Here is a 17386-nt window from a genome sequence, read left to right as displayed (position 1 = left end):
AGGGGCGGTCTCCGGCACACGCCGGAAACCGCCCCGCACCAGTCCGTCGGCTCAGCCGGCCGTGACCTCCACCGCGGCCAGGTTCTTCTTGCCCCGGCGCAGCACCAGCCAGCGCCCGTGCAGCAGGTCCTCCTTCGCGGGGACGGCGTCCTCGGCGGTGACCTTGACGTTGTTCACGTAGGCGCCGCCCTCCTTCACCGTGCGCCGCGCGGCCGACTTGCTCGGCACCAGACCGACCTCGGCGAACAGGTCGACCACCTGACCCAGCTCGGCCACCTTGACGTGCGGCACCTCGGAGAGCGCCGCCGCCAGCGTGCGGTCGTCCAGCTCGGTCAGCTCGCCCTGCCCGAAGAGGGCCCTGGACGCGGCGATCACGGCGGCCGTCTGGTCGGCGCCGTGCACCAGCGTCGTCAGCTCCTCCGCCAGCGCGCGCTGCGCGGCACGGGCCTGCGGACGCTCCTCCGTCTGCCGCTCCAGCTCCTCCAGCTCCTCGCGGGACCTGAAGGACAGGATCCGCATGTAGCCCGAGATGTCCCGGTCGTCCACGTTCAGCCAGAACTGGTAGAACGCGTACGGTGTCGTCATCTCCGGGTCGAGCCAGACGGCGCCGCCCTCGGTCTTGCCGAACTTGGTGCCGTCCGCCTTCGTCATCAGCGGCGTGGCGTAGGCGTGGACGGACGCCTCCGGCTCCAGCCGGTGCAGCAGGTCGAGACCGGCCGTGAGGTTGCCCCACTGGTCGCTGCCGCCCTGCTGCATCGTGCAGCCGTAGCGCCGGTAGAGCTGGAGGAAGTCCATCGCCTGGAGCAGCTGGTAGCTGAACTCCGTGTAGCTGATGCCCTCGGAGGACTCGAGGCGCCGGGCGACCGAGTCCTTGGTCAGCATCTTGTTGACGCGGAAGTGCTTGCCGATGTCCCGCAGGAACTCGATCGCGGAGAGGTTCTGCGTCCAGTCGAGGTTGTTGACCATCGTGGCCGCGTTCTCGCCCTCGAAGGTCAGGAACGGCTCGATCTGGCCGCGCAGCCGCTCGACCCAGCCCGCGACCGTCTCCGGCGAGTTCAGCGTGCGCTCGGCCGTCGGCCGCGGGTCGCCGATCTGGCCCGTGGCCCCGCCGACCAGCGCCAGCGGCCGGTGACCGGCCTGCTGGAGCCGGCGCAGGGTGAGCACCTGCACCAGATGCCCCACGTGCAGCGACGGCGCGGTCGGGTCGAAACCGCAATAGAACGTGACGGGACCGTCCGCGAGCGCCTTGCGCAAAGCGTCCTCGTCGGTGGACTGGGCGAACAGCCCGCGCCACTTCAGCTCGTCGACGATGTCCGTCACGGTTCTCGTGTCTCCTTGATGATCTTCGGCCGGTCGGACGACGGCCGACCGGGGAACGCCTACGAGGTTATACGCCCTGGCTGACAGAGCTCATATTGAAATCGGGGACGCGCAGCGCCGGCATCGCGGCCCTGGTGAACCAGTCGCCCCACTCCCTGGGCAGCGTCTTCTCCGTACGCCCCGCCTCCGCCGCCCGGCCCAGCAGGTCCACCGGCGACTCGTTGAACCGGAAGTTGTTCACCTCACCGGTGACCTCACCGTTCTCGACGAGGTAGACACCGTCCCGGGTCAGCCCGGTGAGCAGCAGCGTCGCCGGGTCGACCTCGCGGATGTACCACAGGCAGGTCAGCAGCAGCCCCCGCTCGGTGGCCGCGACCATCTCCTCCAGGGAGCGGTCGTCGCCCCCGTCCAGGATCAGGTTGTCGATCGCGGGCGCCGTCGGCAGCCCGGTCAGGCCCGCGCCGTGCCGGCTGGTGGTCAGATGCCTCAGCTCGCCCTCGCGGATCCACTCCGTCGCCGACAGCGGCAGCCCGTTGTCGAACACCGACTGGTCGCCGCCGGAGGAGTGCGCGATCACGAACGGCGCCGACTCCAGGCCCGGCTCGTCCGGGTCGCTGCGCAGGGTCAGCGGCAGCTCGGCCAGCCGCTCGCCGACCCGGGTGCCGCCGCCCGGCTTGGAGAACACCGTGCGCCCCTCGGCCGCGTCCCGCCCCGACGCCGACCAGAGCTGGTAGATCAGCAGGTCCGCCACCGCGGTCGGCGGCAGCAGCGTCTCGTACCGGCCCGCGGGCAGCTCCAGGCGCCGCTCGGCCCAGCCCAGCCGTACGGCCAGCTCCGCGTCGAGCGCCGCGGGGTCGACGTCCTTGAAGTCCCGCGTGGAGCGCCCCGCCCACGCCGACCGCGTACGGTCCGGCGACTTGGCGTTCAGCTCCAGGGTCCCGTTCGGCTGGTCGTGCCGCAGCCGCAGCCCCGTCGACGTGCCGAGGTAGCTGGAGACCATCTCGTGGTTGGCGAAGCCGTACAGCTCCCGGCCGCCGGCACGCGCGCGTGCGAACGCCTCGCCCAGCGCCGGCGCGAAGTCGGCGAACACGGCGGAGGAGGTCTCGGCGGGCGCCTCGGTGAACTCGGGCGACGGGGCCACCCCCGTGACCAGCGGCTGCGCGTCCTCGGCCGGACCCGCGCCCCGCGCGGCGGCCTCGGCGGCCCGCACCAGCGGCTCCAGCTCGTCCACGGTCACCGCGGACCGGGACACCACCCCGGAGGCCGTGCCCCGCGCCCCGTCCACCGTGGCGATCACGGTGAGCGTGCGCCCGCGCGTGACACCGTTCGTGGTGAGCGCGTTGCCCGCCCAGCGCAGATTGGCGGTGGACTCCTCGTCGGCGATCACGACACAGCCGTCGGCCCGGGACAGTTCGAGGGCGCGCTCGACGATCTCGTACGGCTTACTGGTGCGTGCGCTCATCGCCCGGCCTCCTGGGTCGTGTTGAGGATGTTGACTCCCTTGAAGAGGGCGGACGGGCAGCCGTGCGAGACCGCCGCGACCTGCCCCGGCTGGGCCTTGCCACAGTTGAAGGCACCGCCCAGGACGTACGTCTGCGGACCGCCGACCGCCGCCATGGAGCCCCAGAAGTCGGTGGTCGTGGCCTGGTAGGCGACGTCCCGCAACTGCCCCGCGAGCCGTCCGTTCTCGATCCGGTAGAAGCGCTGCCCGGTGAACTGGAAGTTGTACCGCTGCATGTCGATCGACCACGACCGGTCACCGACGACGTAGATGCCCCGGTCCACGCCCCCGATCAGGTCCTCCGTCGACATCCCGGCCGGATCAGGTTTCAGCGACACATTGGCCATGCGCTGCACCGGCACATGGCCGGGGGAGTCCGCGAACGCGCACCCGTTGGACCGCTCGAACCCGGTCAGCCTCGCGATCCGCCGGTCGAGCTGGTAGCCGACCAGCGTGCCGTCCTTCACCAGGTCCCAGGACTGCGCCTCGACGCCCTCGTCGTCGTAGCCGATGGTGGCGAGCCCGTGCTCGGCCGTGCGGTCACCGGTGACGTTCATCAGCTCGGAGCCGTACCTCAGCTTGCCCAGCAGATCGAAGGTGGCGAACGAGGTCCCGGCGTAGGCCGCCTCGTAGCCGAGCGCCCGGTCCAGCTCGGTGGCGTGCCCGATGGACTCGTGGATGGTCAGCCACAGGTTGGACGGGTCCACCACCAGGTCGTACAGCCCCGCCTCGACGCTCGGCGCCCGCATCTTCTCGGCGAGCAGCTCCGGAATCCGTCCCAGCTCGTCGTCCCAGTCCCAGCCGGTGCCCGTCAGGTACTCCCAGCCCCGGCCGGCGGGCGGCGCGAGGGTCCGCATGGAGTCGAACTCACCGCTGGAGCCGTCGACGGACACGGCCGTGAACACCGGGTGCAGCCGCACCCGCTGCTGCGTGGTCACGGTCCCGGCGGTGTCGGCGTAGAACTTGTTCTCGTGCACGGTGAGCAGCGAGGCGTCGACGTGGTCCACCCCGTTCGCCGCCAGCAGCCGCGCGCTCCACTCGGCCAGCAGCCCGGCCTTCTCCTCGTCGGGCACGGCGAACGGATCGAGCTCGTACGACGACACCCAGGTCTTCTCGGCGTGCACCGGCTCGTCGGCCAGCTCCACCCGCTCGTCCGACCCCGCCGCCCGGATCACCTGAGCGGACAGCTTCGCCATCGCCACCGCCTGCGAGGCGACCTTGGCGGCGGCGTCCAGGGTCAGGTCCACCCCGGACGCGAACCCCCAGGTCCCGCCGTGCACCACGCGCACCGCGTAGCCGAGGTCGGTGGTGTCCGACGACCCCGCCGGCTTGGCGTCCCGGAACCGCCAGGACGCGTTGCGCACCCGCTCCAGGCGGAAGTCCGCGTGCTCCGCCCCGAGCGCCCGCGCGCGTGCGAGCGCGGCGTCGGCGAGGGCACGCAGGGGCAATGCCAGAAACGACTGATCGATTTCATGGGGCACGGTTGGGGAGATCCCTTCGGACGCTTGCCTGTCGTGACCGTCGGAGGCAGTGAACCATGTCCCGCTCCCCGGACTTCGCCGAAAAAACCGAAGCGCGAGGACGGGCGGCAGTACCGGCTTCCTCGTCGCGGTTGGAGGAACCTGGCCGCGGACATCGAGGCACTGGCCGAGTCGGTCGACACCGCACGTGGTGGCGGCACCCCCGTGAAAGCGACCACGGCGGGACAGATGTACGTACTCTCAGGGATATGTACGCACAACCTGCCTGCTGTGAGGGGAGCGCGGTATGAGCACCATTTCCGTCCGCGAGTTCTCCTGCAACCCCAGCGCGGTCTTCGCCACGGCGGCTCCGCCGGCCGGGCGCCTGAGGACGCTGGACGCGCTTCACGTGGCGAGTGCCTTTCCCTGCGGGAGGACCTGACCGCCCTGGTGACCTACGACCGCGGGATGCTCGAGACCGCTCGCGCCGAAGGGCTGTCAACCCACGCACCCGGTATGACGGACTGACCGGGGCCACGAACTGTAGGAACCCGACAGGAGGCCACGGGAGCCACTGTCGGTGCCCCGATGTCCCGGGCGGGACCGGGACCGATAGGTTTTCGGGGTAGCCGCCTGTCATCCAGGTGTCCGGGCGGTGCACCAGACCGCTATCGAAAGGGTGATCCGTTGAGCCGCTCGGTTCTCGTCACCGGAGGCAACCGGGGCATCGGCCTCGCCATCGCCCGCGCGTTCGCCGACGCCGGCGACAAGGTCGCCATCACATACCGCTCGGGGGAGCCGCCGGCCGGCTTCCTCGCCGTCCGGTGCGACATCACCGACCCCGAGCAGGTGGAGCAGGCCTACAAGGAGATCGAGGAGGCGCACGGCCCCGTCGAGGTGCTCGTGGCCAACGCCGGTGTCACCAAGGACCAGCTCCTGATGCGCATGTCCGAGGAGGACTTCACCTCGGTCGTCGACACCAACCTCACCGGCACCTTCCGGGTCGTCAAGCGCGCCAACCGCGGCATGCTGCGCGCCAAGAAGGGCCGCGTCGTGCTGATCTCCTCGGTGGTCGGACTGCTCGGCTCCGCGGGGCAGGCGAACTACGCCGCCTCCAAGGCCGGCCTGGTCGGCTTCGCGCGCTCCCTCGCCCGTGAGCTGGGGTCGCGCAACATCACCTTCAACGTCGTCGCGCCCGGCTTCGTCGACACCGACATGACCAAGGTGCTCACCGACGACCAGCGGGCGAACATCGTGTCGCAGGTGCCGCTCGGCCGGTACGCGCAGCCGGAGGAGATCGCCGCGGCGGTGCGGTTCCTCGCCTCGGACGACGCCTCGTACATCACTGGAGCCGTCATTCCCGTTGACGGCGGACTGGGAATGGGTCACTGAACGACATGAGCGGAATTCTCGAGGGCAAGCGCGTCCTGATCACCGGTGTGCTGATGGAGTCCTCCATCGCCTTCCACACGGCCAAGCTGGCCCAGGAGCAGGGCGCCGAGATCATCCTGACCGCGTTCCCGCGGCCCACCCTGACCGAGCGCATCGCCAAGAAGCTCCCCAAGCCCACCAAGGTCATCGAGCTCGACGTCACCAACGACGAGCACCTGGGCCGGCTGGCCGACGTGGTCGGCGAGGAACTGGGCGGCCTCGACGGCGTCGTGCACTCCATCGGCTTCGCGCCGCAGGACGCGCTCGGCGGCAACTTCCTGAACACGCCGTTCGAGTCGGTCGCCACCGCCATGCACGTCTCGGCGTACTCCCTGAAGTCGCTGACCATGGCCTGCCTGCCGCTGATGCAGAACGGCGGCTCGGTCGTCGGCCTCACCTTCGACGCGCAGTACGCCTGGCCGCAGTACGACTGGATGGGCCCCGCCAAGGCCGCCCTGGAGGCCACCAGCCGTTACATGGCCCGTGACCTGGGCAAGCAGAACATCCGCTGCAACCTGATCTCCGCGGGCCCGATCGGCTCCATGGCCGCCAAGTCCATCCCGGGCTTCGGCGAGCTGGCCTCGGTGTGGGACACCCGCGCCCCGCTGGAGTGGGACCTGAAGGACCCCGAGCCGGCCGGCCGGGGCGTCGTCGCCCTGCTGAGCGACTGGTTCCCGAAGACCACGGGCGAGATCGTCCACGTGGACGGCGGTCTGCACGCCATCGGCGCCTGACCGGACGCCTCGCGAGGGCCCGCATCTCGTACGGGGGTGCGGGCCCTCGCGCTGTCACCCCCGGCGCGCGTCAGCCGGCGGAGGGCGGACCGGACAGCCACGGACGGCACACGAACGGGTAGGCGGCGGCCTCCTCGGCCGCCGTCGCCGCGTCCCCCGCGCGGATCGCGTCCACCAGCCGGCCGTGGTCCATGTGCGCCTCCGGGGTCATGCCCTCGCCCACGTCGCCGCGCAGCCAGTCCCGCAGCACCTCGCTCAGATCCGCGTACATCGCGGTCATCACGTCGTTGTGCGAGGCGGCCACGACCGCCAGGTGGAACGTGGCGTCCGCCGCCACGAACGCCTCCGCCTCACCCGACTCCCAGGCCTCCTCCCGGCGCAGCAGCAGGGTGTCGATCTGCTTGAGGTCCTTCTCCGTGCGCCGCTCGGCGGCCAGCCGCGCCGCCGCCGACTCCAGGGTCGAACGCAGCTCGGCGATGTGCCGGGGGTCGGCGTCGGCGAAACGGCGGTGCATCACGCCCGCCAGCTCGCTCGTGGCCACCACGTACGTGCCCGAGCCCTGCCGGATGTCCAGGAGCCCGTTGTGCGCCAGCGCGCGGACGGCCTCGCGGACCGTGTTGCGGGCCACCCCCAGCTGCTCCACCAGTTCCGGCTCGGTGGGGATGCGCGCGCCGACCGGCCACTCGCCCGAGGTGATCTGGGCCCGCAGGGCGGCGATGACCTGCTCGGACAGGGCCGAACGACGGGGATGGCTCAACGGCATGACACACCTTCGCACGACAGGGACGCCGCACGGCGGCCTCGGCATGGACAACCAATCATCCCATGATTCTATGATGGGCTTCATGGCTAGCGAGGAGAACCGGACGATCACGTCCACGACCGTACGCACACCGGCCGCGTCCGGAGCCCGGACCGTCCCCGGGGCAGAGGCCACGCGCACATGGCGGACGCGACTGCTCGTCGTCGGCATCGTGCTGGCCGCGCTCAACCTCCGCCCCGCCATCACCAGCCTGGGCGCGCTGCTGGAGGAGGTCCGCGACGGGCTCGGCATGAGCGGGAGCGTGGCCGGACTGCTCACCTCCGTGCCCCCGCTGTGCTTCGCCGTCTTCGGCGTCACCGCGCCGCGGCTGGCCCGCCGGTTCGGCGCGGGCGCGGTGGTCTGCGCCGGCATGGTCGCCATCGGCGCCGGCCTGCTGATACGCCCGTACGTGGGCGGCACGGCGGCGTTCCTGGCCACCAGCGCGCTGGCGCTGATGGGCATCGCCGTCAGCAACGTCCTGATGCCGGTCATCGTCAAGCGCTGGTTCCCCGACCGGGTCGGCTCCATGACCGGCCTGTACTCCATGGCCCTCGCCCTGGGCACCGCCACGGCGGCGGCCGTGACCGTGCCGCTGACCGACGCGCTGGGCGGGAACTGGCGCTCGGGCCTCGCCCTGTGGGCGGCCCTGGCGGCAGCCGCCGTACTGCCGTGGATCCCCTTCGTACGAGCCCGGGAGCCGGAGCACGACGGGGCGCGTGCCGGACGGGACGTGCCCGCCGAGGCGCCGGTGCGGCTGCGCATCACCCGCAGCCGCACCGCCTGGGCGCTGGCCGTCTTCTTCGGGCTCCAGGCCACCGCCGCCTACATCACCATGGGCTGGATGGCGCAGATCTTCCGGGACGCGGGCGTCCCCGCCGGCACGGCCGGGCTGCTCCTCGCGGTCACCATGGTGATGGGCGTACCCCTGGCCTTCGTCATCCCGCGCCTCGCCACCCGGCTGCCCCACCAGGGCCCGATCGTGCTCGCGCTGGGCGTCAGCGGCCTCGTCGGCTATGCGGGCCTGTACCTCGCGCCGGCCGCCGGTGCCTGGGCCTGGGCGGTGCTGCTGGGCATAGCGAACTGCGCCTTCCCGCTGGCGCTCACCATGGTCGGGATGCGCGCCAGGACCGGCGCGGGCGTGGCCCAGCTGTCGGCCTTCGCCCAGAGCACCGGCTATCTGATCTCCATCCCCGGCCCGCTCCTGGTGGGCGTCCTCTACCAGCACAGCGGCGGCTGGGGGCTGCCGATCGCCCTGATGGCCGGCCTGATGATCCCCCAGATGATCGTGGGCGTCCTGGCAGGCCGCGACCGCACGGTGGAGGACGAGGCGACGGCCCCTTAGAGGCACGGGGCCGGGCCACAGGGGCGCGGGGAGCTGCGCAAAGGGGGTCTGGGGGCGGAGCCCCCAGGGACGGGGAGGGAAGGGGCGGAGGGGGCGAAACGAACGGCCCCTCCACGGCCGGAAGCCACCCCGGCGAACCGGCCGACGAAGCCGTGACGCCGGAGGCCACGGCCGCCAGGCCACCCGCCCCCGAAGCCCGCCGCAGGCGACCGAGGTGCGAGACTTGCCGTATGCCAGTCCTCGACCCGAACCCGCAGAACGGCCAGAAGAAGATGCTGCTCGTCTTCGGCGCGTTCTTCGCCATCTTCATCGTCATCGGCGTGATCGCGACAATCCTCGCCCCGTGACGCCCCATGGTGGTGCTGGCCCCCCCATCCCTTAGGGGGCCAGGCTCAGGGTCAAGTGGGTGGGTCACCGGATGGGCCGGGCCCCCGGGAATCCGTACCTTCGAGATGTGGCCGCGAGACGCGGGCCACGGACCACTCGAAGAGCGGAGGCCCCATGTCGGCGCGCACGCACACCCAGCCCCACCCGGCTCCCCGGGGCGCCGTCGCCACCCGGCTGCCGTGGTGGGCCCTGGCCCTGCCCACCCTCGCCTTCGTCGCCCTGCTCACCCTGGTCCTCAACCCCGCCGACGCCCACGCGGCCGTCGGCGATCCCGCGCTCACCCACCTCGTCGAGCGCGCGCAGCAGCTCATAGCCCGCTGAACACCCCCGGAAGCGCCGGTCAACTCCCTGCGCCCCATGGCCTGTTTCATGCGAAGCTGGGTCACATGAGCGTCGCAGAACCCCGCAGGATTGTCCTTTTCCGGCATGCGAAAGCAGACTGGCCCCCGGTCTCCGACCATGAGCGCCCACTCGCCGAGCGGGGCCGCATGGACGCCGCCGTCGCCGGGCGCAAGCTCGCCGACACCGGCATCGCCTTCGACCTGGCCCTGTGCTCCACCGCGGTCCGGACCCGTGAGACCTGGAAGCTCGCGGTCCACGAGTTTCCCGAGCGGCCGAAGACCGTCTACGAGGAGCGGATCTACGATGCCTCGCCCGGCGAGCTGATCGCCCTGCTCAACGAAACCCCCGACGACGCGCAGAACGTCCTCCTGGTCGGCCACAACCCGGGCGTCCAGGGACTCGCCGACATCCTGGCCGGCGCGGCGGAGGGCGACGCCCGCGAGCGCATGAGCCGGCTCGGCTACCCGGCCGCCGCCTTCGCAGTCCTGTCCTTCACCGGCTCCTGGAAGACCCTCGAACCCGGCGTCGGCACGCTGGTCGACTACTGGGCGCCCACCGAGTGACACCCGGCACGGCAGGGGCCCGGCACCCGACGCCCGTCGGTGCCGGGCCCGCCCGTCTCCGTGTCCGGTCCGGGGCGGCTCAGCCCACGTCGAGCGTGTCCGCCGCCTCGACCTCTTCGCGGGTGACGCCGAGCAGGTACAGGACCGTGTCCAGGAAGGGGAAGTTCACCGCCGTGTGCGCGGCCTCGCGCACCACCGGCTTGGCGTTGAAGGCGACACCGAGCCCCGCCGCGTTCAGCATGTCGAGATCGTTCGCACCGTCACCGATCGCCACCGTCTGCGACAGCGGCACGCCCGCCTCTGCGGCGAACCGGCGCAGCAGCCGGGCCTTGCCCGCCCGGTCCACGATCTCGCCGATGACTTTGCCCGTCAGCTTCCCGTCGACGATCTCCAGGGTGTTGGCCTGGGCGAAGTCCAGCCCCAGTCGCTCCTTCAGATCATCCGTGACCTGGGTGAACCCGCCCGAGACCACACCGACTTGGTAGCCGAGGCGCTTCAGCGTACGGATCAGGGTGCGGGCGCCCGGCGTCAGCCGCACCTCGCTGCGGACCTTGTCCACCACGGAGGCGTCCAGCCCCTCCAGCAGCGCCACGCGCGCGTGCAGTGACTGTTCGAAGTCCAGCTCCCCGCGCATCGCGGCGGCCGTCACCTCGGCGACCTGGTCCTCGCAGCCTGCGTGCGCGGCGAAGAGTTCGATCACCTCGTCCTGGATGAGGGTGGAGTCCACGTCCATGACGACCAGGCGCTGCGCCCGCCGGTACAGCCCCGCCCCGACCACGGCGACGTCGACCCCGAGCCTGGCGGCGTCGGTCACCAGCGCGGTCCGCAGTGGTTCCGTCTCCACGCCGGACACCGCGAACTCCACAGCGGTGACCGGGTACTTGGCGAGCCGGAAGATGCGGTCGATGTTGCCGCCGGCCTTGGTGATCCGCGCGGCGATCGCCGCCGTGGCCTCCGAGGTGAGGGGGTGCCCCAGCACGGTGGCCAGGGAGCGGCCGAGTCCGCGCGGACGGTTGTCGCCCTTGCCGGAGATGATCTCCGCCTGCATCTTCATCGACTCCGCCCAGCTGTGGACGGTCGCCCGCAGATCCCCTTCCAGCCCCTTGGGCGGCTGGGTCACGAGCGCGCAGAGCACGATGCGGCCACGGGTGACGACCTGCTCGATGTCGACCACGTCGACCGAGTAGGCGGCGAGGGTGTCGAAGAGGCCGGCCGTGATGCCCGGCCGGTCCTTGCCGAAGATCTTGACAAGGAGGGTGGGAACGTCGGTGGTCTGCGATGCGCTCATGGTGTTTCCACCGTATCCGGCACCCAGTGCCCCGCGCCTCCGAGGTCCGCCAGCCGGACAGCGAACACTGTCTGTCGCACCGGTGTCCCGCACATGGCGCACCGGAGACCTCCCGCAGGTCACCCGCCCTTTCTCCCACCCGTCCGTGTCCCGCGGGGCCGCCTCCTACCCGCCCGGTCACCGGCGTGGCCGCCTCCTGCGGCGCGGGCTCATCGCCCGTCGGCCTCCCGCCCGTCCGGCTGTCGTGGCGGCGGCTTCCGCGGGGCCGGGGGAGGCGGCGGAGGCGGAGGCCCCTCGTCCGGCCACAGCGACCGCCTGCCACCTCCGTCTTCGCTCCCGCCCCGCTCCCCGGCCCCTCGCCGGGGCCCACGCCCGGGCGGCCGGATCATGGTGGGCGCCCCGTGGATGTCGCCGCTCCCGGCGCCGTCCTCGGGCGCCCCGGTACTCCCACCGGCCGACGGTTCCCGGGCCTCTCCCGGCGCGTCCTCAGGCCTCCGCGCTCCGTGCGCCTCCTCTGGCCCCCGTTCCCGCGATCCCGGGGGTCCCTGCCTCCACGGTGCCCGTCGTTCCTGCGGTCCGGGCCCGGCCGGTCCAGCGGCGCCCGGTGGGCCCCCGGCCCCCCGAGGCGTGTCTTCGGGGCTCCGCACTCCGCGCGTCCCCCACGGCCCCCGCTCCCGTGACTCGTGCGGTTCCCCTGACGCGCGGGACGCCCACGTCTCCCGTGACACCCGCAGATACGGATTGGTGTCCGGGTTCGGTGGGCGGTAAGGGGTCCCCGGCTCGTAGGGCCCGGCGGCCGTCCCTCCGCCCGGGCCCCCGACGGCCGACGCCGCCCGCCACTCCCCGGCCGCCTTGATGGCACCCCGTGCCAACGGTGCCGCCCGCACCCCCGCCGCCCCGCTCGCCCAGGCCAGCAGCGCGCCCACCGCGCCCGCGCCCGCGCCCCACACCGCGCCCAGCAGAAGCGCCGTGCCGAGCCGGCCGCGCAGTTCGATGCCGGCGCCGAACGCGTCGAAGCCCAGCACGGACAGCGAGGCGTTCGCCGACACCTCCGTCAGCCAGGCCAGCAACGGCAGAGTCGGCGCCGTGACGGCCCCCAGCCGCAGCGCGCACCGTCCAGCGAAGCCGGCCGGTCCCACAGGCGCCGTCCCCACCGGCGTCCGTACCCCCGCCAGCACCCCCGCCAGCAGCATCATCAGCGCGGCGGCCACCGCCAGCAGCCACACCCGCCCGTCGAGCTCCGCCAGCCGCCCCAGCGTGACGGACCGGTCCGCCCCGGCCCGCAGCAGATCGTCCACGGGGTGCGGCAGCACCCCGAGCAGCGCCCCGCTCGCCCGCCCGTCCCACGGCACGAACAGGCCGAGCGGTACCCCGGTCCACACCCCGTTCGGCGCCCCCAGCAACGCCGCCCCCACGATCCGCCGGGGACGGTCGTCGCCGATCGCCGCGTACCCGGCCGCCGCGAGCCCCGCCGCCACCGCCACCAGGAGCACCGTGACGAGGGCGGACACCGCCGGCCGTACGACACGGTGCACGGCGTCCCAGCCACGCGGCAGGGGAGTGCGGCGGGACGCCAGCAACGCGACGAGCAGGACGCCGGCCGCCCAGCCGAACCCCCCGAGCAGCGTCGGCGCCGTGTCGACGGTGAACCCCACCGCCGCCTGCGCGTCGACGAGATCACCCACCCGGTCCGGCAGCAGCCCCCCGACATCGCCCAGCCCCGGGATCTCGACCCCGCCGCCACCCACCCCCGGCAGGCCGTCGAGGCCCAGCGATCCCCCGTCGATGGTGACGACGTCGTGCCCCGCCCAGACCAGCCCGCCCGTCATCGCCACGAACAGCGCGACCACCGCGCCCGCACGCGCGAGGAGTTCGGTTCCGGAGACCACAACTCCCGCCGCCCGCAGGGACCGCAGAAAGAAGTACGACAGCAGCAGCGCACCCACCAGACTCACGCCCAGCGGCGTGACCTCCACGGCCGTACCGGCCTCCGCACCCGACAGCCCGAAGGCGGACACGTCACCGGACGGCGTGACCGAACCGCCCGCCCCCAGAGCCACCACCGCGGCGGTCGTCGGCCCCAGCGAACCGGCCGCGTCCGCGTCCAGCAGGTGCAGCCCGAGCGCCGCCGTCCCCGCCATCCCGATCAGCGCCCAGCTCACCGCGGCGACCGCGGACATCACCACGTCGCCCCACGGCACGCGCGTACCGTGCTCCGCCGCTCCGACACCCGTGGCAGCACTCATGGCAGACCCCCCGATCCGCGACGCGGCGTGACGGCCGCACATGTCCCCCTCGCGTGGTTTACCACTCTCCGGGCCGATTTCAACCCCGCCGACGAAAGCCGGTGAACACCTTGGTGCGCGCTCGTGACAAGGCCCGACTTTCGGTCAGGGGGCCGGGCCTGAAATAGTTCCCCCCGATGTTCGCCATCCCTAGACTCCCTGCGACGGGGGAAATTCGGGGGACAACTCAGTGGGGCATGGAGTGCCGGAACTCGTACTGGAATCAAACGGACGGACCTGGACGCTCGATCCGTCCAGGGCTTACACCCTCGGACGCGATCCGCAGGGGGACGTCGTGCTGGACGACGCCAGGGTCTCCTGGCGTCACGCCACGATCAGCTTCAACGGGCGCAGTTGGGTCATCGAGGACCACGGCAGCACCAACGGCACGTTCGTGCAGGGGCAGCGGATCCACCACCTGGAGTTCAGCTCCGACACGGCGCTGAACCTGGGCAACGCGAACGACGGCCCGCGTGTGACGCTGTCCGGCGCAGGTGCGGGCGCAGGTGCGGGCGCCGCGGCCCCGGCCGCCACGCCCCAGGCCCAGCCGCAGCAGCCGTACGCCGCCCAGGGCGCGAACGCCGGCTGGTCCCAGCAGGCGCCGCAACAGCAGCAGCCCCCCGCCCAGCAGCCCGGCTGGCAGCAGCCGCACCAGCCGGCGCCGCAGCAGTCCGCGCCGCACATCCCGCAGCAGCAGGGCGGCCCGGGCGGCGGCGCGGGCGCGCCGCCGGTCTACGGAGACCGCAGCCCCACCACGTTCCACCAGTTCTCCCTCGGCCGCGTGATGCGCATCGGCCGCGCCCTGGAGAACGACCTGGTCGTCTCCGACCTCCAGGTCTCCCGCAACCACGCCGAGTTCCACTCGACGCCCGACGGCCGCATGGAGATCCGCGACCTCGGCTCGCACAACGGCACGTACGTCAACGGCCAGCCGATCGCCAAGGGCGGCGCCCAACTGCTCGGCCCCACCGACATCGTGGGCGTCGGCCACTCGACGTTCCGGATCGTCGGCGACCGGCTCGAGGAGTTCGTCGACACCGGTGAGGTGTCCTTCTCCGCCCGCCACCTGACGGTCACCGTCGACGGCGGCAAGCAGATCCTCAAGGACGTCTCCTTCGGCGTCCCCGAGAAGTCGCTGATCGCGGTCATCGGCCCGTCCGGCTCCGGCAAGTCGACCCTGCTCAAGGCCCTCACCGGCTACCGCCCGGCCAACCAGGGCGAGGTCCTCTACGACAACCGGAACCTCTACAAGCAGTTCGCCGAGCTGCGCCAGCGCATCGGTCTGGTCCCGCAGGACGACATCCTGCACAAGGAGCTGACCGTCAAGAAGGCCCTCAAGTACGCGGCCAAGCTCCGCTTCCCCGCCGACACCACGGCCGCCGAGCGCGAGTCCCGCATCGACGAGGTGCTGCGCGAGCTCAAGCTGGACATCCACAAGGACAAGAAGGTCACGTCCCTGTCCGGCGGCCAGCGCAAGCGCGTCTCCGTCGCCCTGGAGCTGCTCACCAAGCCGTCCCTGATCTTCCTGGACGAGCCCACCTCCGGCCTCGACCCGGGCATGGACCGCGACGTCATGCAGCTCCTGCGCGGCCTCGCCGACGACGGCCGCACCGTCCTGGTCGTCACGCACTCGGTGGCCGAGCTGGCGATCTGCGACAAGCTCCTGGTGATGGCGCCCGGCGGCTCCGTCGCCTACTTCGGCCCGCCCGACGAGGCGCTGAACTTCTTCGGCTACGACACCTGGGCCGACGTCTTCTCCGCCTTCGAGAACTACCGCGACTACGACTGGGCAGGCCGCTGGAAGGGCTCGCAGCACTACCAGATGTACGCCGCGGACATCGACGCGGTCGCACCGCAGTCCGTACAGGTACCGCCGATGCAGGCGATGCGGCCACCGAAGCCACAGGGCTGGATGTCACAGTTCGTGACCCTGGTGCGCCGCTACGTCTCGGTGATCGTCTCCGACAAGGGCTTCCTCGCCCTGATGGTGATCCTGCCGGCCGTCCTGGGCGCGGTCAGCCTGCTCATCGACGCGGACAAGGGCCTGCTGCCCAACCCGCCCAACCCGCAGACCGGCCGGATCATCCCGAACGGCACGGCGACCACGGTCCTGCTGATACTCGCGGTGGGTGCCTGTTTCGCGGGCGCGGCGAACTCCGTGCGTGAGCTGATCAAGGAACGGGTCATCTACGAGCGGGAGCGCGCCACCGGCCTGTCCCGCTCGGCGTACCTGATGTCCAAGGTGTTCGTGCTCGGCATGATCACCGTGCTGCAGGGCCTGCTGGTCGGCGTGATCGGCTTCTCCAGCCGGGAGATCCCGGAGGAGGGCCTGGTCTTCGGGAGCCTCACACTGCTGGAGCTCTCCGTGCCGATCATGGCGCTCGGCTTCACCTCGATGATGTTCGGTCTGATCATCTCCGCGCTGGTGAAGACCGCAGAGAAGACCATGCCGCTGCTGGTGATGTTCGCGATCATCCAGGTCGTCTTCACCGGCTGCCTGTTCACCCTGCACGGCTCGATCGGCGTCAACCAGTTCTCGTTCCTGATGCCGTCGCGCTGGGCGGTCGCCGCCTCGGGCGCCACGCTGGACTTCAACAGGATCAGCCCGCCGGAGACGGCCGGCGACACCGACCCGCTGTGGGAGCACACGGTCGGCGCCTGGGCGATGGACATGGGCGCACTGCTCGCCCTCGGCGTGATCTGCGGCTTCTTCGTGGCCCGCTTCCTGCGCCGCCACGAGCCCGAGGTCATGCGCAAGTAGTCCGCGCCGTACGGACCCGAAGGGCGGCACCCCGTCAGGAGGGTGCCGCCCTTCGGCGTCTTTCGGTTCGCGAGAAGAGGTCCGCGCCGACCTCAGTACGCGCTGTCGACGTTGTCCATGGTGCCGTACTTGTCGGCCGCGTAGTTGCAGGCGGCGGTGATGTTGGCGACCGGGTCGTAGATGTCCTTCGGGGTGCCCGGGACGTGGTAGGCCTCGAAGGTCGGCGGGATCACCTGCAGCAGGCCCTTGGACGGGATGCCGTTCTGGGCGTTGACGTCCCAGAGGTTGATCGCCTTCGGGTTGCCGGAGGACTCCCGTATGACGTTGCGGTGGATGCCTTCGTAGGAGCCCGGGATGCCGTGCTTCTTCATGATCGCCAGGGACTCGCGGATCCAGCCGTCCAGGTTGTCGCTGTAGCTCTTCCGCGGGGCGGCCTGCTTCACCTCGGCGTGCTCGGCGCGCTCGGCGGCGCGGCTCGCGGCCTCCTCGGCCTGGCGGGCCTTCTCCGCCTTGGCCTCCGCGGCGGCAGCGGCGGCCTTCTTCTCGGCGGTGGCCTGGGCCGCGGCCTCCTTCTTCGCCGCGATCTGCTCGACCTTGACGCTGGAACCGGCGACCTGGTCGGTGACGCTCGCCTTGACGCCCTGGATCGGCTCGGTGCTGTACGCGACCTTCGCCGTGGGGGCGACGACCTCGGCCGTGGTGGCCGTGGACGCGTTGCTCGGGACGGCCGAGAAACCGATGGCGGCGGCGCCGAGGGCCGCGACACCGGCGACGGCGAGCTTGTGGTGACGGGTCAGGGCACGACTATGACCACGGGTGAGGATGTTCTTGGACATGCGGGATGGACCTCTTCGAATGGCGCGGAGGTCGCTCAATGTCCGGCGGGGACAGGGTGCTTTCGGCACAAACGCCGCGGGGAGATACCCACGGCGCTGAGCGACGCAGCCATTCTTAGCGGCCGCAAAATGGCGGGGCAAAGGTGTGACGTACGAAGCCGGGTAGTGGATCAGGGAGGGGTAAACCGGGGCAGAAGGGGCCATACATCCCGCTCATGCGGGTGCCATGTCTCTCCTAATCCCCTTCGTACGTGACGTGCGCCCTATGCCCGGCCTCACACCGGCCACCCCTCACCCTTACCAAAGGTTGCTGAAGCAATGCTCTGTGTGACGA

Annotated in this window: 15 protein-coding genes; 8 read left to right on the top strand and 7 right to left on the bottom strand. The window is 71.6% G+C overall.

Going from position 1 to position 17386, the window contains the following annotated elements:
* Nucleotides 1-51 precede the first annotated feature (51 nt).
* The 3 genes from tyrS to ACF1DX_RS22640 all read right to left on the bottom strand — a co-directional run bounded on the left by tyrS (nucleotide 52) and on the right by ACF1DX_RS22640 (nucleotide 4302).
* Nucleotides 52-1320: a tyrosine--tRNA ligase gene (gene tyrS / locus ACF1DX_RS22650; protein ID WP_391792941.1), complete on the bottom strand. Its 1269-nt coding sequence runs from the start codon at nucleotides 1318-1320 to the stop codon at nucleotides 52-54.
* Between the two features lie 67 nt (nucleotides 1321-1387).
* Nucleotides 1388-2782 (bottom strand): metallopeptidase TldD-related protein, encoded by a 1395-nt coding sequence (locus tag ACF1DX_RS22645; RefSeq protein ID WP_391792940.1) that lies wholly within the window; start codon nucleotides 2780-2782, stop codon nucleotides 1388-1390.
* Entirely contained in the window at nucleotides 2779-4302 is a 1524-nt protein-coding gene (locus ACF1DX_RS22640) for a TldD/PmbA family protein (RefSeq protein WP_391792939.1), read from the bottom strand. Before ACF1DX_RS22640 ends, ACF1DX_RS22645 begins: the two co-directional genes overlap by 4 nt.
* A 286-nt stretch (nucleotides 4303-4588) precedes the next feature.
* On the opposite strand from ACF1DX_RS22640, the gene ACF1DX_RS22635 reads away from it, so the two are divergent.
* From ACF1DX_RS22635 to fabI, 3 genes are all read left to right on the top strand, one after another.
* The gene (locus ACF1DX_RS22635) at nucleotides 4589-4723 is read left to right on the top strand and encodes a hypothetical protein (protein ID WP_391792938.1); all 135 of its coding nucleotides are present in this window, start codon (nucleotides 4589-4591) and stop codon (nucleotides 4721-4723) included.
* A gap of 245 nt (nucleotides 4724-4968) precedes the next feature.
* Nucleotides 4969-5673, top strand: a complete 705-nt coding sequence (fabG, locus tag ACF1DX_RS22630) for a 3-oxoacyl-[acyl-carrier-protein] reductase (protein ID WP_391792937.1) — start codon at nucleotides 4969-4971, stop codon at nucleotides 5671-5673.
* A 5-nt stretch (nucleotides 5674-5678) separates the two neighbouring features.
* On the top strand, nucleotides 5679-6446 hold the full coding sequence (gene fabI / locus ACF1DX_RS22625) for an enoyl-ACP reductase FabI (RefSeq protein ID WP_085572619.1): 768 nt from the start codon (nucleotides 5679-5681) through the stop codon (nucleotides 6444-6446).
* A gap of 70 nt (nucleotides 6447-6516) precedes the next feature.
* Here fabI and ACF1DX_RS22620 read toward each other — a convergent pair whose 3' ends face one another.
* A complete protein-coding gene (locus tag ACF1DX_RS22620; protein WP_391792936.1) occupies nucleotides 6517-7209 on the bottom strand; it encodes a FadR/GntR family transcriptional regulator in 693 nt (230 codons plus the stop codon).
* Between the two features lie 70 nt (nucleotides 7210-7279).
* Between ACF1DX_RS22620 and ACF1DX_RS22615 the strand changes: the two genes are divergently transcribed.
* The 4 genes from ACF1DX_RS22615 to ACF1DX_RS22600 all read left to right on the top strand — a co-directional run bounded on the left by ACF1DX_RS22615 (nucleotide 7280) and on the right by ACF1DX_RS22600 (nucleotide 9882).
* Entirely contained in the window at nucleotides 7280-8590 is a 1311-nt protein-coding gene (locus ACF1DX_RS22615) for a CynX/NimT family MFS transporter (protein WP_391792935.1), read from the top strand.
* A 230-nt stretch (nucleotides 8591-8820) separates the two neighbouring features.
* The gene (locus tag ACF1DX_RS22610) at nucleotides 8821-8937 is read left to right on the top strand and encodes an SGM_5486 family transporter-associated protein (RefSeq protein WP_107061254.1); all 117 of its coding nucleotides are present in this window, start codon (nucleotides 8821-8823) and stop codon (nucleotides 8935-8937) included.
* A 154-nt stretch (nucleotides 8938-9091) separates the two neighbouring features.
* Nucleotides 9092-9298 (top strand): hypothetical protein, encoded by a 207-nt coding sequence (locus ACF1DX_RS22605; RefSeq protein ID WP_391792934.1) that lies wholly within the window; start codon nucleotides 9092-9094, stop codon nucleotides 9296-9298.
* Between the two features lie 65 nt (nucleotides 9299-9363).
* Nucleotides 9364-9882, top strand: coding sequence for a histidine phosphatase family protein (locus tag ACF1DX_RS22600; RefSeq protein ID WP_030858418.1), 519 nt, complete (start codon nucleotides 9364-9366; stop codon nucleotides 9880-9882).
* Between the two features lie 79 nt (nucleotides 9883-9961).
* Here the strand turns inward: ACF1DX_RS22600 and serB are convergent, their stop codons facing one another.
* A complete protein-coding gene (gene serB, locus ACF1DX_RS22595) occupies nucleotides 9962-11170 on the bottom strand; it encodes a phosphoserine phosphatase SerB (RefSeq protein ID WP_391792933.1) in 1209 nt (402 codons plus the stop codon).
* A 209-nt stretch (nucleotides 11171-11379) separates the two neighbouring features.
* Nucleotides 11380-13416: a streptophobe family protein gene (locus ACF1DX_RS22590; protein ID WP_391792932.1), complete on the bottom strand. Its 2037-nt coding sequence runs from the start codon at nucleotides 13414-13416 to the stop codon at nucleotides 11380-11382.
* 241 nt (nucleotides 13417-13657) lie between these two features.
* On the opposite strand from ACF1DX_RS22590, the gene ACF1DX_RS22585 reads away from it, so the two are divergent.
* A complete protein-coding gene (locus tag ACF1DX_RS22585; protein WP_391792931.1) occupies nucleotides 13658-16216 on the top strand; it encodes an FHA domain-containing protein in 2559 nt (852 codons plus the stop codon).
* A 92-nt stretch (nucleotides 16217-16308) separates the two neighbouring features.
* Here the strand turns inward: ACF1DX_RS22585 and ACF1DX_RS22580 are convergent, their stop codons facing one another.
* Nucleotides 16309-17052 carry a transglycosylase SLT domain-containing protein gene (locus ACF1DX_RS22580; protein ID WP_391792930.1) on the bottom strand — a complete coding sequence of 248 codons (744 nt, stop codon included), beginning with the start codon at nucleotides 17050-17052 and terminating at the stop codon, nucleotides 16309-16311.
* Nucleotides 17053-17386: the final 334 nt, after the last annotated feature.

The sequence above is a fragment of the Streptomyces sp. NPDC014676 genome, from assembly GCF_043084105.1.
GTDB lineage: Bacteria > Actinomycetota > Actinomycetes > Streptomycetales > Streptomycetaceae > Streptomyces.
The sequence above is the reverse complement of the archived record's forward strand: the minus strand, read 5'-3'. Positions and strand labels throughout refer to the sequence as shown.